The sequence below is a fragment of the Streptomyces sp. NPDC094147 genome (assembly GCF_044764265.1).
Classification (GTDB): Bacteria; Actinomycetota; Actinomycetes; order Streptomycetales; family Streptomycetaceae; genus Streptomyces.
Genome location: NZ_JBIWHT010000025.1, coordinates 49,010 through 74,431 on the forward strand (window position 1 = coordinate 49,010; position 25,422 = coordinate 74,431).

Annotated in this window: 22 protein-coding genes; 14 read left to right on the top strand and 8 right to left on the bottom strand. The window is 69.3% G+C overall.

Features of this window, described 5'->3' with window-relative positions:
- Window positions 1-2: 2 nt before the first annotated feature.
- On the bottom strand, window positions 3-836 hold the full coding sequence (locus ACIQ8J_RS28055; protein WP_403275990.1) for a TIM barrel protein: 834 nt from the start codon (window positions 834-836) through the stop codon (window positions 3-5).
- 145 nt (window positions 837-981) lie between these two features.
- On the opposite strand from ACIQ8J_RS28055, the gene ACIQ8J_RS28060 reads away from it, so the two are divergent.
- From ACIQ8J_RS28060 to ACIQ8J_RS28095, 8 genes are all read left to right on the top strand, one after another.
- Window positions 982-1,233, top strand: coding sequence for a hypothetical protein (locus tag ACIQ8J_RS28060; protein WP_399052326.1), 252 nt, complete (start codon window positions 982-984; stop codon window positions 1,231-1,233).
- A complete protein-coding gene (locus tag ACIQ8J_RS28065) occupies window positions 1,230-1,652 on the top strand; it encodes a helix-turn-helix domain-containing protein (protein ID WP_403275929.1) in 423 nt (140 codons plus the stop codon). The genes ACIQ8J_RS28060 and ACIQ8J_RS28065 overlap by 4 nt, the downstream gene beginning before the upstream one ends.
- A gap of 167 nt (window positions 1,653-1,819) precedes the next feature.
- A complete protein-coding gene (gene uraD / locus ACIQ8J_RS28070) occupies window positions 1,820-2,332 on the top strand; it encodes a 2-oxo-4-hydroxy-4-carboxy-5-ureidoimidazoline decarboxylase (protein ID WP_403275931.1) in 513 nt (170 codons plus the stop codon).
- Window positions 2,333-2,340: 8 nt separating this feature from the next.
- The gene (gene uraH, locus ACIQ8J_RS28075; RefSeq protein WP_403275993.1) at window positions 2,341-2,730 is read left to right on the top strand and encodes a hydroxyisourate hydrolase; all 390 of its coding nucleotides are present in this window, start codon (window positions 2,341-2,343) and stop codon (window positions 2,728-2,730) included.
- 5 nt (window positions 2,731-2,735) lie between these two features.
- The gene (gene pucL, locus ACIQ8J_RS28080; RefSeq protein ID WP_403275933.1) at window positions 2,736-3,659 is read left to right on the top strand and encodes a factor-independent urate hydroxylase; all 924 of its coding nucleotides are present in this window, start codon (window positions 2,736-2,738) and stop codon (window positions 3,657-3,659) included.
- A gap of 68 nt (window positions 3,660-3,727) precedes the next feature.
- Window positions 3,728-5,128, top strand: a complete 1,401-nt coding sequence (locus tag ACIQ8J_RS28085; protein WP_403275935.1) for a nucleobase:cation symporter-2 family protein — start codon at window positions 3,728-3,730, stop codon at window positions 5,126-5,128.
- A gap of 48 nt (window positions 5,129-5,176) precedes the next feature.
- Window positions 5,177-6,568, top strand: a complete 1,392-nt coding sequence (locus tag ACIQ8J_RS28090) for an 8-oxoguanine deaminase (RefSeq protein WP_403275936.1) — start codon at window positions 5,177-5,179, stop codon at window positions 6,566-6,568.
- A 398-nt stretch (window positions 6,569-6,966) separates the two neighbouring features.
- Complete coding sequence (locus ACIQ8J_RS28095; RefSeq protein ID WP_403275937.1) at window positions 6,967-8,376, top strand: nucleobase:cation symporter-2 family protein; 1,410 nt, start codon at window positions 6,967-6,969, stop codon at window positions 8,374-8,376.
- A gap of 450 nt (window positions 8,377-8,826) precedes the next feature.
- On the opposite strand, the gene ACIQ8J_RS28100 is transcribed toward ACIQ8J_RS28095, so the two are convergent.
- Window positions 8,827-9,693 (bottom strand): chitosanase, encoded by an 867-nt coding sequence (locus ACIQ8J_RS28100; protein ID WP_403275938.1) that lies wholly within the window; start codon window positions 9,691-9,693, stop codon window positions 8,827-8,829.
- Window positions 9,694-9,959: 266 nt separating this feature from the next.
- On the opposite strand from ACIQ8J_RS28100, the gene ACIQ8J_RS28105 reads away from it, so the two are divergent.
- The 3 genes from ACIQ8J_RS28105 (at window position 9,960) to ACIQ8J_RS28115 (ending at window position 13,467) form a co-directional block, all read left to right on the top strand.
- Window positions 9,960-11,672, top strand: coding sequence for a heme peroxidase family protein (locus ACIQ8J_RS28105; RefSeq protein WP_403275940.1), 1,713 nt, complete (start codon window positions 9,960-9,962; stop codon window positions 11,670-11,672).
- 89 nt (window positions 11,673-11,761) lie between these two features.
- Window positions 11,762-12,406 (top strand): TMEM175 family protein, encoded by a 645-nt coding sequence (locus ACIQ8J_RS28110; RefSeq protein ID WP_403275942.1) that lies wholly within the window; start codon window positions 11,762-11,764, stop codon window positions 12,404-12,406.
- Window positions 12,407-12,606: 200 nt separating this feature from the next.
- Window positions 12,607-13,467, top strand: a complete 861-nt coding sequence (locus ACIQ8J_RS28115; protein WP_403275943.1) for a pentapeptide repeat-containing protein — start codon at window positions 12,607-12,609, stop codon at window positions 13,465-13,467.
- A gap of 13 nt (window positions 13,468-13,480) precedes the next feature.
- Here the strand turns inward: ACIQ8J_RS28115 and ACIQ8J_RS28120 are convergent, their stop codons facing one another.
- Together ACIQ8J_RS28120 and ACIQ8J_RS28125 are read right to left on the bottom strand one after the other, a co-directional pair.
- Window positions 13,481-14,089: a TIGR03086 family metal-binding protein gene (locus ACIQ8J_RS28120; RefSeq protein ID WP_403275946.1), complete on the bottom strand. Its 609-nt coding sequence runs from the start codon at window positions 14,087-14,089 to the stop codon at window positions 13,481-13,483.
- A gap of 147 nt (window positions 14,090-14,236) precedes the next feature.
- Window positions 14,237-15,439: an FAD-dependent monooxygenase gene (locus ACIQ8J_RS28125; RefSeq protein ID WP_403275947.1), complete on the bottom strand. Its 1,203-nt coding sequence runs from the start codon at window positions 15,437-15,439 to the stop codon at window positions 14,237-14,239.
- A 502-nt stretch (window positions 15,440-15,941) separates the two neighbouring features.
- On the opposite strand from ACIQ8J_RS28125, the gene ACIQ8J_RS28130 reads away from it, so the two are divergent.
- The 3 genes from ACIQ8J_RS28130 to ACIQ8J_RS28140 all read left to right on the top strand — a co-directional run bounded on the left by ACIQ8J_RS28130 (window position 15,942) and on the right by ACIQ8J_RS28140 (window position 20,744).
- Window positions 15,942-16,592 carry a restriction endonuclease gene (locus ACIQ8J_RS28130; RefSeq protein ID WP_403275948.1) on the top strand — a complete coding sequence of 217 codons (651 nt, stop codon included), beginning with the start codon at window positions 15,942-15,944 and terminating at the stop codon, window positions 16,590-16,592.
- A gap of 76 nt (window positions 16,593-16,668) precedes the next feature.
- Window positions 16,669-17,040: a hypothetical protein gene (locus ACIQ8J_RS28135; protein WP_403275950.1), complete on the top strand. Its 372-nt coding sequence runs from the start codon at window positions 16,669-16,671 to the stop codon at window positions 17,038-17,040.
- Window positions 17,037-20,744 (top strand): AAA domain-containing protein, encoded by a 3,708-nt coding sequence (locus ACIQ8J_RS28140; protein ID WP_403275951.1) that lies wholly within the window; start codon window positions 17,037-17,039, stop codon window positions 20,742-20,744. The genes ACIQ8J_RS28135 and ACIQ8J_RS28140 overlap by 4 nt, the downstream gene beginning before the upstream one ends.
- Here the strand turns inward: ACIQ8J_RS28140 and ACIQ8J_RS28145 are convergent.
- The 4 genes from ACIQ8J_RS28145 to ACIQ8J_RS28160 form a co-directional block, all read right to left on the bottom strand.
- Window positions 20,731-22,896 carry a hypothetical protein gene (locus ACIQ8J_RS28145; RefSeq protein WP_403275953.1) on the bottom strand — a complete coding sequence of 722 codons (2,166 nt, stop codon included), beginning with the start codon at window positions 22,894-22,896 and terminating at the stop codon, window positions 20,731-20,733. The two genes, ACIQ8J_RS28140 and ACIQ8J_RS28145, sit on opposite strands and share 14 nt — an antisense overlap.
- Before the next feature lie 3 nt (window positions 22,897-22,899).
- Entirely contained in the window at window positions 22,900-23,628 is a 729-nt protein-coding gene (locus ACIQ8J_RS28150) for a hypothetical protein (RefSeq protein ID WP_403275954.1), read from the bottom strand.
- A gap of 89 nt (window positions 23,629-23,717) precedes the next feature.
- Window positions 23,718-24,554 carry a vWA domain-containing protein gene (locus tag ACIQ8J_RS28155; protein WP_403607958.1) on the bottom strand — a complete coding sequence of 279 codons (837 nt, stop codon included), beginning with the start codon at window positions 24,552-24,554 and terminating at the stop codon, window positions 23,718-23,720.
- Between the two features lie 360 nt (window positions 24,555-24,914).
- A complete protein-coding gene (locus ACIQ8J_RS28160; protein ID WP_403275956.1) occupies window positions 24,915-25,289 on the bottom strand; it encodes a peptidase inhibitor family I36 protein in 375 nt (124 codons plus the stop codon).
- Window positions 25,290-25,422: the final 133 nt, after the last annotated feature.

A 25,422-nucleotide genomic window follows, 5' to 3' on the forward strand; every position in this document is an offset into this window, starting at 1 on the left:
GCTCAGCGGGCCGCGCGGGCCTCGGCGGGGAGCCACTCGAAGGAGGCGGCGGCGTCGGCGGCCTTGTACTCCAGGCCGACCCAGCCGTCGTAGCCCGCCTTCTTGAGCTGGTCGAGCAGCTCCTCCAGCGGCAGCGAGCCGGTGCCCGGCGCGCCGCGGCCCGGGTTGTCGGCGATCTGCACGTGGCCGGTCTTGCCGGCGTACGCCTCGATGACCTCGGAGACGTTCTCACCGTTCATCGAAAGGTGGTAGATGTCGAGGAGGAACTTGGCGTTGCCGAGGCCGGTCGCCGCGTTGACCTTGTCGATGACCTCGATCGCGGCGGGGGCGCTCACCAGCGGGTAGAGCGGCGACTCCGGCTTGTTCAGGGTCTCGACCAGGAGGACGGCCCCGACGCGGTCGGCCGCACGGGCCGCGAGCACGAGGTTCTCCAGCGCGAGCGAGTCCTGCACCTGCGGGTCGGCACCCTCGACGCGGTTGCCGTACAGGGCGTTGAGCGCCTTGCAGCCGACCGAGGCGGCGAAGTCGGCCGCCACCTCGATGTTGGCGCGGAAGCGGTCCGACTCCTCGCCGGGTACCGAAAGGGCGCCGCGGTCCGGGCCGGGCAGGGCGCCGGCGTAGAAGTTGAGGCCCACCAGCTGGGTGCCCGCGTCGTCGAGCGCCTTCTTGAGGGCGTCGAGCTCGGCCTGCTCGGGGGTGGGGGTCTCGATCCAGGGCCACCACAGCTCGACCGCCGTGAAGCCGGCCGCAGCGGCGGCCGCGGGGCGCTCCAGGAGCGGGAGTTCCGTGAAGAGGATCGAAAGGTTCACATCGAAGCGCTGGTCCGTGCCACGCATATTCGAGAAAAGAGGGGCCATGAGGGGTGTGCGCTCCTTCCGTATTGCGGAAGTTGTTTTCTGCTTGATGGAAGGTTGCAGGGGGAGTGGCGAGCTTGTCAAGAGGGCCTCCCGGATTTCGCCGGGCGCGCAGTAGGTTGAGCGCGTGCGATTGAGAGTGGAGTTCACGACCGAGCCCTTCGACCTGGACGAGGCGCCCCCGCATGCCGTGGTCGCCCGCGATGTCATCCAGGCGGCCCAGCTGGACGCGGTGGACGTCGGTCCGTTCGGCAACACCGCGGAAGGCGGCGCCGACGAGGTGCTGACCGCGGTGGACGCGCTGCTGCGCAAGGCCCTGGCGGCGGGCGCGACCCGCGTCTCGCTCCAGGTCAACGTGATCGGGGAGGGCGAGAAGTGACCGAATCGGCGGACCACCCCCTCCCGCGGGCGGCCGAGCCCGCGGACCACCCGCTGATCCAGGCCGTCAAGCCGCTGGTGGACGCCATGGGCGCCGAGATATTGCCACCAGGTCAGGCCGAGCCCGACGACGTGGTGCTCGCCTGGGAGGGCGAGGACGTGGTGGCCGTGCGGCTGCCGCAGCTCTCCGACTCCCTGGACCACATCCTGGCCGCCATGGAGCGCCGGCACGGGATGCCGCTCGCGGCCCTGGACCGCAAGGCCAAGCAGTCGGCCGTACGGACCCTGGAGGCGCGCGGCGCCTTCTCGGTGCGACACGGCGTGGAGACGGTCGCCTCGGCCCTCGGGGTCAGCCGTTTCACCGTGTACAACTATCTGAACAGGGATCTGAACAGGGAAAACGCCCCCAAGGGCGACTGAACGAGCACCCTCGGTGCCTCCTTCGGCACCCTTCGCGCAATGAACCGCCGTCCGGACACCGGGCGGCGGTTTTTGTAACCCCAAGTTTTCAACAAAGTGTTGACGGGATGTTTCGGAGGGCGTTAGCTATCCGCAGCCCGTTCAGCACCAAGGCCACGGAGGCCGCCGTGACTTCGACTCCGACACCGGGCCTCGCCCGGTTCAACACCTCCCAGGACAGTGCGGCGCTCGCCGCGCTCCACGAGGTGTGCGCCAGTTCGGCGTGGGGGAGCAAGCTGCTCGCCCAGCGCCCGTACGCCACCGCAGAGGATCTCTTCGCCGCCAGTGACGCCGCTCTGGCCGAGCTGACCGTGAAGGACCTGGAAGAGGCGATGGCCGGGCACCCGCCGATCGGCCGGCCGAAGCCCGGTGACCCCACGTCCGCCCGCGAACAGCGCGGGATGGCCGGGGCCTCCGAGGCCCTCAAGGCCGAGCTGCTCGAACTGAACCTGGCGTACCAGGAGAAGTTCGGCCATGTCTTTCTGATCTGCGCGACCGGCGCCACCGGTGAGCAGATGCGCGATGCGGTGAAGACCCGGATCGGCAACACCGCCGAGGCGGAGCGCGAGATCGTGCGCACCGAACTCGGGAAGATCAACCGAATCCGGCTGACCCGTCTCGTAGCAGAGGACAAGGACTGATGAGCGCTGTGAGCTCTTCGAACACCGCCTCGGTGTCCACGCACATCCTGGACACCAGCATCGGACGCCCCGCCGAGGGTGTCGCCATCTCGCTCGCGGCCCGCTCGGGCTCCGCGGCCGAATGGGTGGCGCTCGGCGGTTCCGCGACCGACGCGGACGGGCGCTGCAAGGACCTCCCGGCCCTGCCGGAAGGCACCACCCACGTACGACTCGACTTCGAGGTCGAGCAGTACTTCAACAAGAAGCAAGCCGAGGCGCAGCAGGACGCCCCCCGCGTAAGGGACAGCGGTGCGTTCTTCCCGGAGGTGGCGATCACGTTCGCCGTCGAGCCGGGCGAGCACTATCACGTACCGCTGCTGCTCAACCCGTTCGGCTACTCCGTTTACCGAGGGAGCTAGCAGACATGCCCACGATTCTCGGCCAGAACCAGTACGGCAAAGCAGAGAACCGCGTCGTCAAGATCACGCGGGACGGCGACACGCACCACATCAAGGACCTCAACGTCTCCGTCGCCCTGTCCGGCGACATGGAGGAGGTCCACTACTCCGGCTCGAACGCCAACGTGCTGCCGACCGACACCACCAAGAACACGGTGTACGCGTTCGCCAAGGAGTACGGCATCGAGTCCGCCGAGCAGTTCGGCATCCACCTCGCCCGGCACTTCGTGACCTCGCAGGAGCCGATCAAGGTCGCGCGGATCCGCATCGAGGAGTACTCGTGGGAGCGCATCGAGACCTCCGAGGCCAACTCGAAGTTCATCGGCTCGGACGAGGTCAAGCACTCCTTCGTCCGCAAGGGCCAGGAGACCCGGGTCACCCAGATCACCTACGACGGTGAGAACTGGGAGGTCATCTCGGGCCTCAAGGACCTGGTCGTGATGAACTCGACGAACTCCGAGTTCTGGGGCTACGTCAAGGACAAGTACACGACGCTCCAGGAGGCCTACGACCGCATCCTGGCGACCCAGGTCTCGGCCCGCTGGCGGTTCAACTGGACCGACGACGAGCAGAAGGCGCCCAACTGGGAGAAGTCCTACGAGCAGGTGCGCAAGCACATGCTGCAGGCCTTCGCCGAGACGTACTCGCTCTCGCTCCAGCAGACCCTGTACCAGATGGGTTCGCGCATCATCAACAACCGGTCCGAGATCGACGAGGTTCGCTTCTCGCTGCCGAACAAGCACCACTTCCTGGTGGACCTCGAACCGTTCGGGCTCAAGAACGACAACGAGGTCTACTTCGCGGCGGACCGTCCGTACGGTCTCATCGAGGCGACCGTCCTGCGCGACGGCGTCGAACCGCAGATCCCGGTCGACATGACCAACCTCTGACGCGGCACTGAGCCCGCCCCCGCCCGCCCGCAGTCGGGCGGGGGCCGGCCAGACCGGAGGGAAATGCCATGGCACAGCCCGCAATGGGGCCGGCAGCAGCCGACGGCCCGTGTTCCACCCCACCTGAAGGTGCCGTGCACCCGGTGGACGAAAAACTCCCTGCTTCGCGGCTCGTCCCCGCCGCGCTCCAGCACATCGCCGCCATGTACGCGGGCGTCGTCACCCCTCCGCTCATCATCGGCCAGGCCGTCGGTCTGGACACCGCGGGACAGACCCGTTTGATCGCGGCCAGTCTGCTGATCGCCGGGCTCGCCACCGTCCTGCAGACCCTCGGCATCGCGAACTTCGCCGGAAACCGGCTCCCGTTCGTCAACGCCGCCTCCTCGGCCGGCATCGCGCCCATGCTCGCGATCGCCGAAACCAGCGCCAAGGGCCACCAACTCCCCGCCATCTACGGCGCGGTGATGGTCGCCGGAGTCTTCTGCCTCCTCGTCGGGCCCTTCTTCGGCCGGCTGCTGCGCTTCTTCCCGCCGCTGGTGACCGGTGTCGTGATCACGCTCATCGGCGTCACCCTCATGCCCGTGCCGGTGTCCTGGGCCCAGGGCGGCGACAAGAACGCCGCCGACTTCGGGTCCATGAACCACCTGGCGCTGGCCGCCTTCACGCTCGTCGTGATCCTGCTCTTCCAGCGCTTCGGGCGCGGCTTCCTGCGCCAAGTCGCCCTGCTGCTCGGCCTGTTGATCGGCACGCTCGCGGCGATCCCGTTCGGGATGGCCGACTTCTCCGCCCTGAAGTCCGCGCCCGTCGCCGCGCTGCCCACGCCGTTCTCCTTCGGCGCCCCCGAGTTCCAGCCCGCGGCGATCCTGTCCCTGTGCATCGTGATGCTGGTCCTGATGACCGAGTCCAGCGCCGGAATGCTGGCCCTCGGCGAGATCTGCCAGCGCCGCACCGACGGGCACACCATTACCCGCGGCCTGCGCACCGACGGCATCGCGACCCTGCTCGGCCCCGTCTTCGGCTCCTTCCCGACCAGCGCGTTCGCCCAGAACGTGGGCGTGGTCTCGCTGACTCGCGTACGCAGCAGGTACGTTGTCGCCGTCGCCGGCGCGGCCCTGCTCGTGCTCGGGGCCTTCCCGGTGCTCGGCGCGGTCGTCTCGATGGTGCCGATGCCCGTCCTCGGCGGCGCCGGGATCGTCCTGTTCGGCTCGATCGCGGTCAGCGGGATCCGTACCCTCTCCGAGGCCGGACTCGATGACAGCTCCAACATCATCCTGGTGGCCGTGGCGCTCGGAGCGGGCATCGTCCCGCTCGCCTCGCCCACCTTCTACGCCGGATTCCCCGCCTGGGCGCAGACCGTGCTCGGCTCCGGTATCAGTGCGGGAGCGCTCGCCGCGGTCCTGCTCAACCTTTTCTTCCACCATCTCGGCACCCGGAGCAGCGTCGCCGCCCCGGTACTCAAATCCTCGTAGGGTCCTGCCGTGCCCAAACAGCCGCCACTGATCGAAGAAGGAAGCACCATGGCACCTTCGGCAGCCCCCCAGCGCATCGTCATCGAGAACTGTGCGATCGCAACCGTGGACGCGAACGACACCGAGTACGCCTCCGGCTACCTCGTCGTGGCCGACAACAAGATCGAGTCCATCGGGGCCGGCCAGGCTCCGCAGGGACTGGAGAACGTGGTCCGCCGCATCGACGGCACCGGCCACCTGGTCACCCCCGGCCTGATCAACACGCACCACCACTTCTACCAGTGGATCACGCGCGGTCTGGCCACCGACCACAACCTCTTCAACTGGCTGGTCGCGCTCTACCCGACGTGGGCGCGCATCGACGAGCAGATGGGGCGCGTCGCGGCCCAGGGCTCGCTGGCGATGATGGCCCGCGGCGGTGTCACCACCGCGATGGACCACCACTACGTCTACCCGCGGAACGCGGGCGACCTGTCCGGCGCGATCATCGGCGCGGCCTCCGAGATGGGCGTGCGCTTCACGCTGGCCCGCGGCTCCATGGACCGCAGCGTCAAGGACGGCGGCCTGCCGCCGGACTTCGCCGTCGAGACCCTCGAAGGCGCGCTCGCCGGGACCGAGGAGACCATCGACCGGTTCCACGACGCCTCCTTCGACTCGATGATCCAGGTCGCCGTCGCGCCCTGCTCGCCCTTCTCAGTCTCCACCGAACTCATGAAGCAGGGCGCCGAGCTGGCCCGCCGCAGGGGCGTACGGCTGCACACCCACGGCTCGGAGACCGTGGAGGAGGAGCAGTTCTGCAAGGAGCTGTTCGGCATGGGGCCCACCGACTACTTCGAGTCGACCGGCTGGCTCGGCAACGACGTGTGGATGGCCCACTGCGTCCACATGAACGACTCCGACATCGCCGCCTTCGCCCGCACCGGCACCGGCGTCGCCCACTGCCCGTCCTCCAACGCGCGCCTCGCCGCCGGCATCGCCCGCGTCCCGGACATGCTGGCGGCCGGCGTCCCGGTCGGCCTCGGCGTCGACGGTACGGCGTCCAACGAGTCGGGCGAGCTCCACACCGAGCTGCGCAACGCGCTGCTCATCAACCGCCTCAACGCCCAGCACCGCGAGCGCGCGCTCAACGCCCGCCAGGCGCTGCGTCTGGGCACCTACGGCGGCGCCCAGGTGCTCGGCCGCGCCGACCAGATCGGCTCGCTCGAAGCCGGCAAGCTCGCCGACTTCGTGCTGTGGAAGCTGGACACCCTCGCCCACGCCTCCATCGCCGACCCGGTGACCGCGCTCGTCTTCGGCGCGGCGGCCCCGGTCACGGCCTCGTTCGTGAACGGCCGGCAGATCGTCGAGAACGGCCGCCTCACCACGGTGGACGAGGACGTCATCGCGGTGGCGACCCGCGAAGAGGCCCAGCGCCTCGCCCGGATCGCCGCGCAGGCCTGAGCCTCCCCAGGAGTCCGGCCGAGGGGGACGGCCCTCGGCCGGTCGCCGTGAACCCGAGCGGGGTTCACGGCAGCTGGACCGGGGAGTGCGTACTACAAGGACGTACGCACTCCCCGGAACGGTGAAGTCGTCCAACTCGCCCATGCCTAGCATTGGTTGACAACCCGTGAAGCGCTACCGGCGCTACCTCCCGCCCCCGGGACCACCCCGCACCGGGCGCGCCACCCGCACCACCCGGGACCACCCGCCCAGCCCGGGGCCCACCTGCACGAAACAGCGTGAGCCGTGCTGTTCGCACTGCCCTGCACCACCTGTTCCAGCTGCTCAACGCACCACACCGCACCACCTCCCTGACACCCGCGTCCACCGCCGACGTGTAACCGACCGGAGGAACCGCCGTGGCCGCACAGCCCAGGTTTCGCACTGCCGCAGTCAGCCCCGACCAGACCGCCGAGAAGCATCCGGTCGATGAAACGCTCCCCCCGCTGAAAATGGTCACCAGCGGCCTCCAGCACGTGGCCGCGATGTACGCGGGTGTGGTGGCCCCGCCCATGATCGTCGGCCCCGCGGTGGGGCTCGACGCCAAGGAGACCGCCTTCCTGGTCGCCGCGAGCCTGTTCACCGCAGGCCTGGCCACCCTCCTCCAGACCCTCGGGATCTGGAAGATCGGCGCCAAGTTGCCCTTCGTGAACGGTGTTTCGTTCGCCGGGGTCACCCCGATGATCGCCATCGGCAAGGAGCACGGGGCGAACGCGATCCCCGTCGTCCTCGGCGCGATCATCGTCGCCGGACTGCTCGGCTTCGTGGCCGCCCCGTACTTCGGCAGGCTCGTCCGCTTCTTCCCGCCGGTCGTCACCGGCACAGTGATCACCCTGATCGGCGTCTCGCTGCTGCCCGTGGCCTTCAACTGGTCGTCCGGCGGCAACGACAAGGCCGCCGACTACGGTTCGCTCTCCAACCTCGGCCTCGCCGGGATCACCCTGCTCATCGTGCTCGCGCTGCGCAAACTCCTGCGCGGCTTCATGCAGCAGATCGCGATCCTGCTCGGCCTGGTGGCCGGTTCGATCATCGCGATCCCGATGGGCAAGACCAGCCTGGCCGCCATCAAGAACGCGGACGTGGTCGGCTTCCCGACGCCCTTCCACTTCGGCGCCCCGCAGTTCGACGTCGCCGCGATCGTCTCGATGTGCATCGTGATGCTGGTCTGCATGACCGAGTCCACGGCCGACATGCTGGCGCTCGGCAGGATCGTGGACCGCCCCGCCGACCAGGACACCATCGCGGCGGGGCTGCGCGCCGACACCCTCGGCTCCGTGCTCAGCACCCTCTTCAACGGCTTCATGGCCAGCGCCTTCGCCCAGAACATCGGGCTGGTCGCGATGACCAAGGTGCGCAGCCGCTACGTCGTCGCCACCGGCGGCGGCATCCTGGTCCTGCTCGGCCTCAGCCCGGTCGCCGCCTCCGTGATCTCCCTCGTACCGCTGCCGGTGCTCGGCGGCGCGGGCATCGTGCTGTTCGGCTCGGTGGCCGCGAGCGGTATCCAGACCTTGTCGACCGCCGCCCTTGAAAAGGGCGAGAACGCGCTGATCGTGGCCGCCTCGGTCGGCATCGGCCTGATCCCCATCGCCAAGCCGGACTTCTACCACGCCTTCCCCGACAAGCTCCTCGTCGTCCTCGACTCCGGGATCTCCACCGGCTGCGTGGTGGCCATCGCCCTGAATCTCGCCTTCAACCACTTCGGCAAGAAGCGGGCCGAGCCGGAAGCGGAGGCCGTCGCCGCCTCCGAACCGGCGGTCGCCCTGCACTGACCGCGCGGCGAAGCACTCCCTACGGAAGGGCCGCCCCCCTCGATGGGGGCGGCCCTTCCGGATGCGAGCGGCCAGGTGAGCCGACGCGTCAACGACTCAGGTCCTAGCGGGCCGCCTGGAAGTGGGCCAGTGCCTGTTCGGCGGTGACCGGGGTGAAGGGGGCCAGGGCGGTGACCTGGAAGCGGGAGAGGCGGACGTAGCGCTCGTCGGTCTCGGTCAGAGCGCTCGCCTTCCGCCTCCGATGCCCGGTCGGTGCGGATCGCGCTCACCGACCGGGGGCGCGTTGACCGGGCGCACCCGTGCAAGACGACCCGAGCTGCTGACCTGCCAAGAATGAACAACTCGGCCGAATTCAGCCGCCGTTGGTGAGGCTGGCGTGCGGCGCGTGCGCGAAAAAAGGCGGGTACGGCAGCCATCTGCTGTCGTACCCGCCTTCCCTGTGGGGGGTGGTCAGCCGATGTGGTACGGGTCGCCGTACACCTTCCAGTCGAGCGGGGTGTCGAGGTTCAGGTTGCCCTTCTTCAGGAAGACCCGCTGCTCGGTGTCGACGCGGCTGGTGTCGCTGTGTGCCTCCTCCTGCTTCATCGCCCACACGCGGGCGTCGAGGAAGGCGTTCAGCCAGGTGGTTTCGTCGCCGCCCTGCGACGGCGGCTCGGCCTTGCGCAGGGCGCGCTTGCGGATCGAGCTGAAGGTGGTCGGGTCGCTTCCGTCACCGTGCATCACGATGGCGTCGTAGTAGATGAACTGCCCGAGCGTGCCGACCCCGTCGGACTTGCCCTGGCTGACGGCCGGGTCGAAGTACACCCGGTCCCGCTCGTCGTTCTGGGCCTCCTTGAAGGCCGTCTCGGAGGCGGCGGTCTTCCAGTCCTTGGTGAAGGTGGGGTCGAGCCCCTTGTGCGAGTCGCTCCCGTTGACCTTCTTCAGGGCCGGCAGGTACTTCTCAAGTACGTTGCCGGGCACGCGGGCCGAGTAGAGCTTGACCAGGTCGAGCATGTCGCCGGTACCGGAACAGAATCCGATGATCCCGGCGGTGTAACCGCGCCCGTCCTTGATGTCCTCGATGTACTTGTACTGCGCCTTCCAGTTCAGCGAGGAGTTCTCCGCACTGGAGACGAGCTGCATGGCTATGTCCTTCTTCGCCGGGTCGTCGAGCCCGGTCGCAGCGGCATTGATCACCGTTGCATTGTGCGCTGTCGCGGTGGCGGGGTTCTCGGCGGCGTACGCCGTGACCGGGACCGCGAGCAGTGCGGTGCCGAGCAGGGCGCGTACGGCGATCTTGGTACGACGTTCGGTGGTCTTGCGGTGGGGGGTGTGCACCTGGACCTCCAGAAGGAAGTTCGTCGCTCCAGTGTTCTGTTAGGAAACTTTCCTACCATTGTCGGGAAGTGCCCGACACCCCTGCGGCACAAGGAAGTTGAAGAACCCGGGCGCCGGGTCAACCCGTTCCCGTACCGAACGCGTCGTACAGGACGGGGGGTTGTTCTCCCGCACAGAACGGCGCGACAGCCGCCGTCAACCGGACGCATGGCCGCCCCGCCGGACCTGGTCAGGCGGGGTACACGGGGGACAGAACGGGGCACTTCATGCAGCGGCACCACCGCGACAGCTACTACGTCGTCAACGACGGACGGATCCTGGAGAGCGACGGCACCGGCCGTGCCGTCGCCCGGATCCCCACCGCCGAGGAACACCAACGGGCCTTCCGCTTCTCGCGGTTGAGCAAGGAGAGGGGCGTACAGATCAGCCCGGAGCTACGCGTCAAGCTCGCGCTGGCCATGACCGAGGCCGCGACGCCCGACCCGGAATCACAGGTGCCGGTGCCGGCCGGATTCACCTATCTCGGTCAGTTCGTGGACCACGACCTGACGCTGGACAACACCCAGGTCGCCCTCGGCGACCCGGTCTCCGTGGAAGACCTGGCGCAGGGCCGCTCGCCCGCGCTCGACCTCGACTCGGTGTACGGACTCGGCCCGCACCACGAAAGCAGCGCCCGCTTCTACGAACCCGACGGGCACCTGAAGACCGGCACCACCGCGGGCGTGCCCGTCCCGCCCGGATTCCCGCCCGCGAACACCGACCACAAGGGCTTCGACCTGCCGCGCGCGGGCGATGCGGCCGGCGGTACGAAGGCGGACCGGCGGGCGGCGCTCATCCCGGACGCCCGCAACGACGAGAACCTCGCCGTCGCCTCCGTGCACCGCGCCTTCATCGCCTTCCACAACCGGGTGCACGACCACTTCGCCGCGCGCGGCCTGCCCCAGCCGAGGCTCTTCCACACCGCCCGCGACACCGTCGTCAGGCACTACCAGTGGATGCTGCGCACCGACTTCCTGCCGCGGATCGTCGACCCGGAGATCGTCGAGCGCGTCTTCACCCACGGGCGACGGCACTTCGAAGTGCCGGGCGTGCCCCGCGACGACCGTCCGACCATGCCCATCGAGTTCTCGGTGGCCGCCTACCGGTTCGGCCACTCCATGGTCCGCGACTTCTACCAGTGGAACCGTGTCTTCAGGTTCTCCGGGCCGGGCGGCCTCGCCACCACCGGCCTGCTCTTCCGCTTCTCCGGTACGTCCGGAAACCTCAGCCCCGCGCCGGGATCCGACCCGAACGACCTGTCCGACCTGGACGATCCGAACGCGGGCGACGGCCTCAGGCTGCCCAGCAACTGGATCGCCGACTACCGCAGGCTCTTCGACTTCGCCGAGGCGGGCCGGCCCGATCTCGCCGTGCCCGCAACGGAGTTCAACCCGGCCAAGCGCATCGACACCCTCCTGGTCGACCCGCTGGCCACCCTGCCCGAAGGCTCCTTCGCCGGGCGCGGCCGCCCCGCGCCGCCCGCGATCCAGCGCAACCTCGCCTTCCGCAACCTCACCCGGGCCGCCATGGTGGAGCTCGCCACCGGACCCCAGCTGGCCGCCCAGCTCGGCATCACGCCGCTCACCGCCGACCAGATCCTGCACGGCGGCAACGGCGCCTCGCTCGACACCCTCACCGACGACGAGCGCATGGAACTGGTGGAGCACACCCCGCTCTGGTTCTACGTGCTGCGCGAGGCCGAGGTGAACCAGAACCGGCCGGGACGGCTCACCGGCGTCGGCGGCACGCTGGTCGCCGAGGTTTTCCACCGGGCGATGGAGGGCAGTCGCAGCTCCATCGTGCAACACCCCGGCTGGCGCCCCAGCCTGCCCGCCCACCGCCCCGGCACCTTCACCATGGCCGACCTGCTGCTCTTCGCCTTCGACGGCGACGCGGACCGGATCAACCCGCTCGGCGACGGGCCGTTCCCGACGTCCTGAGAGCCCGTGTCACATGCTCTGAGGGAAGGGCACGACACGACCCCACGACCGCCCTTGCAGCCGGGGCGGTTGTGGGGTTCATTGCCCGGGTGACTGAAACCAGCCGTTCCGAGTCGAGCCGCGTGGAGGCGTTCAGCGACGGCGTCTTCGCCATCGCGATCACCCTCCTGATCCTGGAGATCAAGGTGCCGCCGCACGCGGGCAACCACCTGTGGCGGGAGCTGGGCCACATGTGGCCCTCCTACGCGGCCTATGTGGTGAGCTTCCTGATCATTGGGATCATGTGGGTGAACCACCACACGCTCTTCAGCTACGTGGTCCGCATCGACCGCACCCTGATGTTCCTCAACCTGCTGCTCCTGATGACGGTCGTCGCGATTCCCTGGCCGGCCGCGCTGATGGCGGAGTACCTCCGCGAGCCCGGCGCCTCGCATGTCGCGGCCGCCGTCTACAGCGGCCTGATGGTCGTGATGGCGCTCAACTACCAGGCCCTGTGGTGGCACTTGACCCGTACCGGGCACCTCTTCGACGACCGGGTGGACAACGCGGCCGCCCGCGCCACCCGCCCCCGGTTCGCCATCGGCTCCCTCGCCTACCCCGCCACGGTGGCCCTGGCCTTCGTCTCGGCTCCCGCGACCCTGGCCGCGCACGGCGTGCTCGCGGTGTACTACGGCTTCAACCAGCTGAAGGTGCCGATGCGGGAGGCTGCGGAGTCCGGGTCTGCGGGCGACTGATCCGCGGCGCGGGGATGATCAGGGCCCTGCCGCCGCTCAGCACCGCCCGGGGGCCGAAGCGGGTGCCGAGCCGCGTCGAGACGGTCGGCATCAGCACCCCGATGACGAGCGGCACCGGGTCACGATCGCCGAGTCGCGGGCCGCCTACGATGAGGCCCGGGAGCCGGTCGGCGTCTAGACTGCCAGGCTGCCGTCACCGCATGTCAGAGGAGCCCCGCACGTTGTCCGAGAACCCTGGAGCAGCCGCCCCGTCCCCGGGCGCGACCCGCCTCACCCTCGTCTCCGACTGCGGCGACTGCTTCGGCCTGTGCTGCGTCGCCCTCGCCTACTCGGCGTCCGCGGACTTCGCGATCAATAAACCCGCCGGGAAGCCCTGCCCCAACCTCCAGCAGGACTTCCGCTGCGGAATCCACCGGGACCTGCGCAAGAGCGGCTTCCAGGGCTGCACGGTGTACGACTGCTTCGGCGCGGGGCAGAAGGTCTCCCAGCAGACCTTCGAGGGCCGCGACTGGCGCACCGCGCCGGAGACCGCCGCCTCGATGTTCGAGGTCTTCCCGGTGATGCGCCAGCTCCACGAGCTCCTCTGGTACATCACCGAAGCGCTCGACCTGCCGAGGGCGCGCCCCGTCCACGCCGAGCTGAGCGCCGCGCTGGAGGAGACCGAGGCGTTCACCGCCCTGGCCCCCGAGGCTCTGCGGGACGTGGACGTGGCGGCCCACCGAGCCAAGGTCAACCAGCTGCTCCTGAAGGCGAGCGAGCTGGTTCGGGCCGACTTCAAGGGCAAGAAGAAGGACCGCCGGGGCGCCGACCTGATGGGCGCGCAGCTCAAGGGCGCCGACCTGCGCGGCGCGAACCTGCGCGGGGCGTTCCTCATCGCCGCGGACCTGCGCGGCGCGGATCTGCGCCTCGCCGACCTGATCGGCGCGGACTTCCGCGACGCGCGGCTGTCCGGCGCCGATCTGACCGAGGCGTTCTTCCTCACCCAGGCCCAGCTCAACGCGGCGAAGGGCGACGCGACGACGAAGATCCCGCAGTCGCTGACGCGCCCCGCGCACTGGTAGCCGCCCCTCGGCCCTACGGCGTCCAGCCCGGGTCCCGGCCGCTCAGCCCGATCACACGGTCGAGGAACGGCGCCCCTTCCGGTACGTCGACGGCCGGGCCGAAGGCCGTGCCGCGAGAGCCCGGGTCGTCCTTCGCCGGAGCGAGGAGCGCGTAGGACACCTCCAGGTCGGCCGGCGCGGGCCGGTACGCCTGGCCGGTGGCCCTCGCCAGGTCCCAGCCGTGGACGACCAGCTCGTCGAGGGCGACGCGGCCCATGATCGCAGCGGGGAGGGTGACGCCGCCCGCCTGGGTGTCGCCCGCCCAGGCCGCCGGGTCCCGCCAGGCCTCGGCCATGGCGGCGAGCCGCTCGGGCAGCGAGCCGCGCCAGTCCGCGGGCAGCTCGGGCGGCGGGACGCTGCCGGGAGGAGTGCTGGTCGAGGGCCCGAGGTCCTTGCGCGCGGCATCCTGGAAGGCACCGCTCAGCCCCCAGACGTGGGCGAGGAGGTCACGTACCGGGTACTTGGCGCACGGCGTCGGGCCCTCCAGCTGATCGTCGCGAATGCCGTCCAGGAGGCGGGCCACTTCGGCCGCCGCCGCGCCGAGGTCGGGAAGGGGGCCATGGGAATGCGGATCGCTGCTCATACAGGGGAGACCGCGCGGGAACCGAAAACTCATCGATCCGCGACGATCCGATCCGGATGGCCCCCGGACCGTCGGGACGCCGCCCTGCGTCCCGCCTCGTACCCCTACGCCGTCACCGATCCGCCCCGCCTCGTCGCGGCGCGCGGTTCATGCCAGCCTGCGTCCGCCGAACGCGCCTGATCCGTCGGCCTGTTGCCACCACTTCTCCAGACCCGGCTGATCCATCGTGCGCCACTCGGGGGTCTCCTGTACGAGGCCGAGGCCGAGGCGGCGCCCCAGGTCGACCATGCTGCGGCCGACCGGGGACCGCACGGCGTCGTACGCGGCCAGCGCCTCGGGCCAGCTCGCCGCCGAAGTCAGCGCGCTCTGCAGGGCGGTCGCGTCCTGGAGAGCCTTCACGGCGCCTCCGCCGGTGTGCGGCCTGGCCACCGTGGCCGCGTCCCCGGCGAGCGCGAGCCGGCCGGTCGCGTACCGCGGTGCGGTGAAGTCGTACATGGGCTGGATGAAGGTGTCCTCGGGAGCGGTCAGGTGCATCAACTGACCCCAGTACGGCGCCAGTTGAGTGTCGGCCACCTCGATGGCACAGCCGCGCAGAGCATCGGAGAGGGTGCCGGGCGGCAGGCTGGTGAGGGAGTCGAGGGGCAGTCCGTGGTCGGGCGGCGGCGTCGTGTAGAGGACCCAGTTGACGCGCTGACCGCCCCGGCCGTCCGGTATCCGGTAGATGATCGCGTGGCCGCCCGGGAAGACGGCGTACACGCAGTCCTCCTCCGGCCACAGCCCGGGATCCGGGAGCCGCTCGGCGGGGAAGGTGCCGCGCCAGGCGAGGTAGCCCGCATAGCCCGGACGGACCTCGGGGCAGGCGGCCGTGCGGACCGCCGAGCGGTAGCCGTCGGCGCCGATGACGAAGTCGAACCGGTCGGAACGGCCGTCGGACGTGCTCAACTCGACTGATTCGCCGGTGACTTGGAGCTCGTCAATCGCCGTGCCCGGCCGGAAGTCCACCGACTCCGGTACGCGGCCCCGCAGTTCGCGCCAGAGCGGCCCCCAGTTGTACGTCCGGAACGGGAACGGCAGCACCCCGATCAGCCGGCCCAGCGGGGCCGAGCCGTCGCGAACGTACCAACTGCGCCTGCTGAGTTGGATCCACGGCATCCCGGCGTCCATGTATCCGGCCGCCTCCAGTTCGCCGTAGCGGTCGTTGTGCATCGCGAGACCCACCCCGCGGTCGGCCAACTGCCCGGCGGCCCGCTCGTACACTGTGATCCCCTCGGCGCCACCGCGGTGCGCGGCCAGTGCCGCGGCACATCCCGCGACGCTTCCGCCCACGATGGCAACTCGCCCTCCACGCATCCCCAACGTCCTCGCAGTCCTCGTCAGACGGGGTGCCGGGCACGGGCCCGACGGACGCCCCCCGCGGGATTCTCGCAGCAACGGGCGGCGGGCGCAGGGGTGGGCGGCGGGATGGGGTTGCGGCGGGCGGCGGTTACGTGACGGGGGAGCGTCCGCGCCCCTTCTGCATCCGTGCGCCCTGCGAGGCATGCCCGGTTGTCCGAAATCAGCGTTGGTGAGTGTCCAACGCACGGATACAACTGACTAGTTGCAGGCTCGGGGGACGTTCGGGGGACGGGGGAGCGGTGCTGCTCATTGTGGGCGTGCTCGTGATCGGCGGACTGGTACTGATATCGAGGTGCGGAGGGCCGACGCACAGGCACCGGCCGTGCCGCCGCACGCGCAAAGGCTTGTTCCACCGGTGTCACCACCACACCTTCGCGCTCGTCACCGTGACGGATGTCGCCGGACTGGCTCTCTTTGCCGCGGCCTACGGCATCTGGTCGCTCTTCAGCGCCGCCGGATGACACGGCGGCCGAGACGCCGGCGCAGCACGGGCGGCTGGGCGGCACTGCCCTGGTGGGTGTGGGGGCTGCTGGGCCTCGCCGGGGCGGTCGCACTGGGCCGGGCGACGGTGCTCTGGCCGTGGCAGAGCGCGGCCATCGCGGGCATGGCCACGGCGGGGCTCGGGGCGCGCCCCGGTCAACGTGCCCTCCGGCGGTGGCAGGCCCGACGACCGTTGCCGGTGGGGACTCTCCGGTACTCGCTGGCGCAGCTCGACCGGCTCGGCGACCGGGAGTTCGAGCATGCGGTCTGCGCCCTGCTGCGGAGGGACGGGCTTTCGGCGAGGCACACGGGCGGAGCCGGTGACAAAGGAGCCGATGTCATCGCCCGGGACGGGGCGGGGCGCAAAGTGGTCGTCCAGTGCAAGCGCTGGCGAGCGGATCGCAGGGTCGGCGACCAGGACATTCAACGGATCAACGGCACCTACCGGCATGACCACGGTGCGGCATTCGCGATCGTGGTGACGACGGGCGGCTTCACGGCGCCCGCCCGCACCGGCGCACTGCGCTACGGGATCCACCTCGTGGACCGGCCGCTCCTGGAGCGGTGGTCGTACAACGGCGAGCCGTTGTACGGGGTCCTCGGGATCATCAGCCACAAGGGCAGTTGACACAGAGGCCCACCGGCCGGCCGACGGGATCGGCTCAGGGACAGGCGCAAACAGTGGCACACCAGGGAGGCACGTCATGAGCACTGAGGTCTTACGCGTCCAAGTCTTCGGCGCCGATCCAGGACACGCGGAACGCGAAGCCCGGGAGTTGCGCGATGAGCTGCGCGGCCTTGGCGGCGTGGAGGCGAGGCTGGCGGCTTCCCCGAGCGGGCCATCGGCTGCCGGCGAAGGGGCGAAGGGGCAGCCTCTGCTGACTCCTGAAGTGGTGCTCATCATCACCGGAGGTTCCTTCGCCGTCGTACGAGCGGCGATCAGGGGCTGGGTCGACGTACGCAAGAGCCGCCGGGCCCGCATCGAGTACCCGGACGGCGGCTCGGTCGAACTGCACGGCGGCATGTCCGCCCGAGAGCTGAGGGAGCTCCAGGGGCGGCCGGAGTCCGAGCAGTGAGCCGCAACCACGCGCTGCTCATCGGCACTGCCGTCTATCAGGACCCGGCGTATGCCGCGCTCCCTTCCGTGCGGGCGGACGTCCACTACCTGAGCCAGGTACTGGAACTGCCGGCAGTCGGACGCTACGAGCCGTGCGTCCGGGTCGAGGACTCGACGAAATCGGCCGTCAAGCAAACCATGGAAGCGTTCCTGCGCGACCGTGAGCCGGACGAGCTGGTGGTGGTGTACCTCAGCGGCCACGGTTCCTACGACCCCGAAGACGGCCAGCTGTACTACATCGCCGCCGACAGCCGGGCCGATCAGCTCCAGCAGACAGCCATCGAGGCTTCCTACCTCACCCGCCTTCTGGAGAGCTGCGCCGCGCGGCGCAAGATTCTGCTGCTCGACTGCTGTTTCAGTGGGCGCGCGGTCCAGGGGTTCCGTAGCAAGGGCGCCGTACAGCAGCGGTCGGTTCCGGCTGTAGAAGCCAGCGGGGTCTACGTGATCACTGCCTCGCAGCAGTGGGAAGCCGCGTATGTCACCACGGCCGACGAGCCCTCCCTGTTCACCAAGGCCATGGTCGACGGTCTGCACTCCAGCCAGGCGGATCTCGACGGGGGCGGCAGGATCTCCGCCGACGATCTGTTCAAGTACGTCAGCCGGGAACTGCGGCGGGCCCCGGACGGAAGGGCGCAGACGCCGACGAAGTCCAGCCTCCAGGTGACGGGGGACATCTTCCTCGCCAAGGCGCCCACCGGTAAGCAGGTGCCGGCGCTCAAACCACTGCCCCACACGTCCGCCGCAGGAGGCGGACCTGCCGGGACCGCCCCGCACGCGGTGCGGCTCCCGCCGGTCAAGGCGGCCGATGCGCCCTACGACGACTCGGCGTTCACCGGGGCGGACTGGTCGCGCCTCTTCACGTACTACACCGCCTGTCTGCACGAGGAGAACGCCACCGGGGAACTCTTTCCGGTCATGGGGAGCGATCCGCCCCGCGTGGTGTGGCAGCGTGCCGAAGAGGTGCTGCTCGCCGGCGTCGAGGGCGGCGTCCCGGCGCCCGACGCCGTGGTCGATCTCGCGGACCGGGCGAGCAAGGACGGGGCTGAACTCTGGTACGGCTACCCGCTCGCCGTGGTCTTCGAGGGCAAGCAGCAGATGTGTGCGCCCCTGGTCATGCAGCAGATCGAAGTGACCCAGAACGAGCAGGGCCGCAGCTTCGCCGTGCCCAGCGGACCGGTGCTCCCGCATCCCGGCCTGATACTCAGCCGCCTGGGCAAAGACGAGGGCATGGAACTGCTCGCCGCCTACCAGCCGAACTGGCGGCCCGGGTTCCGCGACGACATGGTGCGCGACGTACGCAGCCTGCTCGGCCAACTGGGGCTCGCGGACACCGAGCACATCGACCCGGCCGCTCTCGGGGACGGTTCCTCCCTGTCCGCCACCCATGAAGGCGCGCGGAACGTCGCCATGGTCTTCGCCCTGCGCGGCGACTCCCCGGCGACCGGTCAGCTAGTCAAGGACTACAAAACGCTCCAGGAGAGCATCGACCTGATCCCGGACACTTCGCTCGGAGCACTGGCAGAGCCCCCGCCGGTGGCCGATCCGGACGCGGAGCAGGCTGTTCGGATCGTCGCCCCGCTGGCTCTGAACGAAGGACAGGCGGCGGTCATCCGCGCGGCCATGACCCGCAAGTTGACGGTGGCAACCGGCCCACCCGGTACGGGAAAGAGCCAGCTCATCGTCAACGCGATCGCCACGGCGCGGGCCGCCGGCCAGACCGTCCTCGTCGCGTCGACGAACAACACAGCCGTGGACGGGGTCTGGAAAAGCTGCGAAGAACTGGCGCCCGGGCTCCTGGTACGGACGGGGAACCGCAGCTACGTCGAGCAGGAAATGAGCAGCCTCCAGCGGCTCGCCCATGCGGCGCGTCCCAGCCGCTCGTCGGCTGTCCTCGGAGGAGAACTGCGCAACGCCGTACAGGACCAGGCGACGGTACGACGGCTCCTGGCAGAGGTGGCTCAACGGGAGCGGGAACTATCGGAGTTGGGGCGGCATAGACATGCCTATGCCGAACGACATCACTGCGAGGTGCGGTCCATCGTGGCCGCGCTCGGCGAAACGGCGGAGCTGATCCGCTGGCTCGGCAGAGGGCGGAGGGCCGCTCGCGCTCGCGTCCTCCGCTCGTGGCGCCGCAAGCGTGCGCTGCGGGGAATCGGTCACATCCCCGTGGACATCAGAGGGGATGAGGACTTCGTCGCGCTGGTGGACTTCGTCCAGCAGGAAGTCGCCTGGCGGCGCCGTTCGGCCGAAGCGGATGCAACGGAGTCCGACGCGCACCTGCTGTCCGGTCTGCGAGCGGTGGACGAGGCGGCCGAGGCCGCCGCCACCTCGCTGCTCGCCGCGTTGGTGCCGGAACGTGCCGTGCAGGCCCGGGACGCGATCTTCGACCGGATGGAGGCGGAGCGGACGCGCTCACCCCGCGCGTGGGCCACGCTCGACAGACTGCTGCCTCATGTGTCCGGATGGGCCGTGACGACCAGGTCCGCCCGACGGTTCCGGGACCGGGCCGGACTCTTCGACCTGGTGATCATCGACGAAGCCAGTCAGTGCTCCACGCCCGATGTGCTGCCGCTCCTGTTCCGCGCCCGGCGCGCGCTCGTCATCGGCGACCCGATGCAACTGACGCACATCACCACCCTGCAGCCCAAGCAGGAGGCCGCGGCGCACGGAGCCGTGGGGTTGAGGGCCAGTTGGCTGGACGAACACCGTCTCGGCTACAGCCGCTTCTCATCGTTCCACGCCGCGTCCCGGGCGGCCGGCGGCACCATGCTGCTCGACGAGCACTACCGCTGCCACCCGGACATCGCCGAGATCTCCAATCAGCACTGCTATTCCGGTCGGCTCACGGTGCTGACGGACCCGTCGAAACTGTTGCGCCTCGATGGCGTCGAGGCGCTGCAGTGGCTGGATGTCACCGGTCGCGCGGTGCGCGGAAGGAACGGGTCCTGGATCAATCATGAGGAGGCCCAGCGGGTTCACATCGCCGTCGAGCGGCTGCTGAAACGGCTGCCCGAAGAGGCGACCGTAGGGGTGGTGACGCCCTTCCGGCCGCAAATGGAGCTGATCGCGGGGCGGTGGGAACATGAGCCCCGGGTGAGGGTGGGAACGGTCCACACGTTTCAGGGCGGGCAGCAGGACGTCATGATCCTTTCTCTCGTGGCGGGGCCGCAGATGAGCCCCCGCTCGGTGAGCTGGTTGTGCCGTGAGGTGAATCTGTGGAACGTGGCGATCACCCGCGCCCGGGCTCACCTCATCGTCCTGGGTGATGCGCCGTTCTGGTCGACCAAGCCAGGACTGCCACGGGTGCTGCTCGACGCGGCGACCAAGGGCGGCCCCGGTCCGATGGGAACGGTCGAGAGCGCCCCCGACCGCGAGCTCGCAGGGGACCGCTTCCAGCGCATGCTGGCGGAGGCCGTGCCCGATGTGCTGCTCGACCGCGACGGGGTGGCGGACGGGTACCGCTACGACTTCGATGTGCGGCGGCACGATGTGCGGGTGCCCGTACTTCTGGACCACGGCGCCGACGAAGGCAGCGACTCCGCACGTCACTTGCGGCTGCAGCTCCTCCGCGCCCAGCTGCTTCGGGACGGTGTGCGGGTACCGGTCTGGCACGTGTGGGCGGAGCAGGTCCGCCGGGTGGTCGACCGGCTCAGTGCCCCGTGAGGCCGAAGCGAAGGTAGCGGGCCGTGGACAGGACCCTTGATGCCTGTTTGGCGGCGGCGAGTTCCAGCTCGACCGCCGCCAGCTGGGCATGCGGATTGCCGAAGCTCTGGGCGCGCGCGGCGAATGCCCATCGCTGCTGATGAGCGTTGTGATCGGCCTGCCCCCGCTCGGCTGCCACTCGACCGAGGCCCGCCTCCAGCTGGTGCTTGGCGTGGTCGCGCGCGAGCAGAGCCGTATGGGCCGCCTGGGCTCGGCGGCGGTGGAGTTCGGTGCGCTGCCGGTCGAAATCGGCCCTGATCGCTTGAGCTCGCGCAGCGGGGAGCTGCGAGGGGGCGCGCCGCGAGGCCGCGCTGTAATGGTTCTGCCGCCACGCGTCGAGTGTCCTGGCCCGCTTCTCTCCGACACCGACGACGTCGACCTGGCGGCCGGAGGCGGTGACGATCAGGGCCCGGGTGCTGAAGCGGCCACCCTGCGCAATGAGCTTGATGCCCGAGAAGTCGGCCGCCGTACGAATTCCCTTCATGGCCAGTTGCTGGACCAGGCCTCTGCCGAATCCGGTGAGTTCCTGTTCGCGGATACGGGTCCTGCGGAGCTCGTCAGCGATGAACTCCTGCCGGTACACCTGCAGAGTCTGCTGCAGAGCGGCGCGCATGCCACCGTCAAGAGAGGTGAGGTGGCGGTCGGCTTCGGACTGATCGCGGAGCCTCTCCTTCTCGGCCTTGTCGACCGACTTGGCGAACGCCCGGTTCAGCTTCTTCTCGGCTGCGCTGTGCTGATCCTTGCGCCGTCGCTCGACGTCCTCGAAGTTCCTTCTCTCCTGCTCCAGTTGCTCGACCTCCTTCGCCGGTATGCGTAACTGGCCACGACGGGCGTTGAGTTCGGCCATATGCCGGCGTGCGTCCATGACTTCCGGGCGTGAGAGGCGGGCCGCCCGCACGGTGAACATCGACAGGCTCAGCGCGCCCGCGTAGGAAGCGGCGGTGAGCAGGGGGACGAGGAGAGAGGCGAAGGCCAGCAGTCCGGGGACGAGCACGGAGAGCGTCAGCAGGGCCGCGGCCAGGACGTCCGTGAAGCGGCGGACGGCGAACCGGGCGGGAGCGGGCACGGCTTGAGCCGGTCCCGTGGAGGGAGGCAGATGGCTGTCCAGCCAGCTCGGCCTGGACGCCGAACCGGATGACGAGGGTGGGGCCGCCGCCGGAGCAGCAGCCGCGGACGGGTCAGCCGATCTCGCCTCGACAGCCAACGGCGGTACCAGTGACAGGGGTTGCCAGGCGAGCGACTGGACCTGTTCGGCGAGTCCGCGTACCAGCTTGTCACCGTGGCCGAGCAGCGCGGGAAACCGGGCTGAAGCGGCGGGCTGCCTGAAGTCGTCCTCCGCGAGCAGCAGGTACTCGCCGTCCTGCTCATGCAGCCGTGGCCACAGCGTGTGGTCGGTGGCGATGGCCGTGAGCGAAAGATAGATGACCCAGTTCGAGAAGTTGTCGAGTGCGGCGTCGAAGTCGTCGCTGCCGCGAGCAGGTGACTGAAAGTTGCGGTGACCGAGCTCCGTGCTGTGCCGGCCGGCCAGGGCCGGTACGTACATCCCGTCGTAGTCGACCAGCCTGAACGTGTGGTCGGGCGCGACGAGCAGGTTCCCGTGCTGAAGGTCGCCGTGTGCGACGTCGTGCGTGGCGAGATCGTCCGCCAGAGCCGCGAAGCGGTCGGCCAGCCGACGCACGGACAGCGGGTCGGTGTAGTGGGTGTCGAGCCAGTTGGAGAGCGAGATCGCCTCGACCCAGTCCATTTTGAGTACGGGGTACCACCTGCCGTCCACGAGAATTCCATGGGGGAGGTATTCGAACCCGATGCGCCATGGCTGGGACAGCTCGTCTGTCGCGATACCGGACAGGTGGCTGCTGATTGCCTCGTATCGATCCTGCTGGTCCCGTACCTCAGTGGTGAAGCACTTCACGGCGAAGCGCCGGCCCGACGGCGAGGTCAGGGAGAAGACGCTGGCGAACTGGCCGGAGATGGGCCGGGGAAGTCCCAGTTTCGTGACTTCCGGCCGGGCGCCTTTGAGTTCATGATGCGTGAAGCACACCGTGGTGTTCTGCAGAGCCTCCTGATATTTCCGGCCGGAGGGGAAGGGGAGGGCGTTACCTGCTGCCGTCACGGGTCACTGCCCTTCGATGTCGATGCGCACCAGCGCCACGTCGTCATTGCGCAACTCCCCCTCGGCGCGCAGCTGGTTGAGCCACGCTTCGAAGGGCCGCGCGTCGTGCGGGCCGCCGAATTCCAGGAGCTGAGCCATGGCCGCGGAGTGATCGTCCGTGGCCAGGAACCAGGCGGCCAGGGCATCCGTCATCATCAGCAGCCGGTCTCCCGACTCGCACACACCACGGGTGTAGCGCGTGCGGGAGGAGAGCAGTGCGCTGTCGTGATTGCGGCTGGAGAAGAGATCCGGAGTCACTCCGAACTCCTCGGGCTTCTGGAGAGGGAAGGAGCGCAGCAGAACATCGCCACGGAGGTGAAACACGCAGCTGTCACCCAATGCGGCGCAACGCCATGCCCATGCTCCGTCATGACGGGGTGTCAGCCGCAGGGCGAGCAGGGTGGCGGATGCTCCGGACGCCAGCTTGGTGTGCTCGTACCACTTCAGCGGATTTCCCTCAGCCACCCGATGCGCTGTGTACGAGTCGAGCCACGGGGCCCAGCGGCCCACCGTCTTGCGGGTGAACTCCTCGAAGTGCGAGCTTCCTTCGAAGAACCGCTCGTCCAGGGCCGCGTGGTGTGCGGCGGACTCGGCGAGCAGTGCTGCCCAGTCCTTGGCCAGCATGCTTTCCGTCACGCCGTCGCACATGCCCACCGCGACCGTCTCACCCATCAGCTCGTCGTATTCCGGCATCGGGACGATGTGGACGGCGTCCTCGCACTCGGCAGCCGAAGCACCCTTCTTGGGTGCGACAAGTCGCGTGAGATAGAAGCCGCCTGGAGTCACCGCAGCTCGGAGGCGCGGGTGCCGATGTCGAGGAACTGGACCACCGAAGTGACATCGGCGTTGTAGACGAAGCCACGGGTGCTTTCGCTGACGCGCTGCCCCTGGGAGGCCGCGTAGGACCGCATGTGGGTCGGCAGGGGGCTGGACATGGCGAACAGCGCTCGGGCGTAGTCGTCGGGCAGTGCGTCGTCAGAATCGGGGAACGCGGTGGGACTGCCGCCTGCTGCCGATACATGGAGGTTGAACAGGAGAACCTGGCCATCGGCGGTGCCGAGACCGGTCACTCCGGCGGCGGAAGCGGCGGGGTCGCCGTCGGTCGACTCGCCGTCGGTCAGGTTCAGCACAATGGGCGGGAAGCCCCCGGGATAGTGCTCGGTCCAGCCGGCCGCAAGTGTTTCGGCGTATTTGAGCGCCCTGTTCATGGGGGTGCCGCCATGCGCAACAGGGTTCATCCACAAGGGGAATTGGACGCTGGTCTCCACCAGACCGCCGGCGCCGTCCGGGACCTTCTTCACGCGCGTATCGATGCGGGCCGGGTTGTCCGCGACTTCACTGAGAGGCACCAGGTCGCGACCGGAAAGGGCGCCGGTGAACGCCGAGCCGACCGTGGCCCCGTAACCGATCACCGCCACATGGAAGTAGTCGCGCACCCCCTCCTCCTTGGCGCACTTCACCGAGAGTTCCGTCAGGAGCCGGTTGATGGCATCGGCGACGACATCGGCCTTCTTCTGCGGGACCTCGCCGCCGATGTCATCGGTCATCGAGGTGGACTGGTCCACCAGAAAGATGAAGCATGTGGGATTGGTGCGACTGATTTCGGCCATGTACGGCATGAGAGCGGTCCCCCCGGATCGCGGCGAACGGCATCCTGACGGCTGGGAAAGGCCAGCGTCACTCGGCGCGGTGAGGTGATCAGCCTAGCGGCAAGAACCTCAACTCGCCGTGCAGAAAGCTGAATTGGCGAAACAGCCTCGCTCCGGTGCTGTGCGGTACCGGGGGCGGGCGGCGGGGGACTCGGTGGGCTAGAGCCTGTCCGATGAGTCACCTGTGGCAGCACAACCGCAAGGCTCCGCCCGCTCTTGGACGGTAGGGGCCCTGCGTACAGCTTTTGTGCGGGCCTGCTGCATGACGATTGCTGCCCGCCGGGTCTGCCTGCGGCACGTCCGCAGGGCAGCGCGGGCCCGCGGTTGACGTCACAGGCAGCCGACCACCGGCAGGCAGACGTTGGCGTCGTCGGGTTCCGGAAGGTTCTCCGACGTGCCGGGCAGCACGTCGTTCAGCGCGTCGACGCGAGGGTGCGCGCAGGTGCGGCCGTCGACCTGAATGATCTCGGAGGTCTGGTTGGTGACCGACCTGATGACGGTGCCCTGTTCGACGTTCTCACGGGGGACGGCGAGGGAGAGCGCCGGGGCCGTGAACTGGGTTCCGGTTTCGTTGAGTCCGCTGTACAGGCATATTTCGCCCGAGGGGCAGGCGGCGGCGTGCGCGGCGGGAGCCATGACGAACACCCCACCCGCGATCAAGGTGGCGGTTCCGGCTGCGGCGGCCAGCCGACGGATTGCGTGCATGACAGGGTCCATCCACTGCAAGCAAGGCGGTCACGCGATCCGTCGGACAGGCCCTAGCCCCAATGCCAGTGACTTTGCGGCTGCCGAGTCCTCCGAAGGACAGCGTTTCCGCAGGTTAGGCGGTCGAACTGGT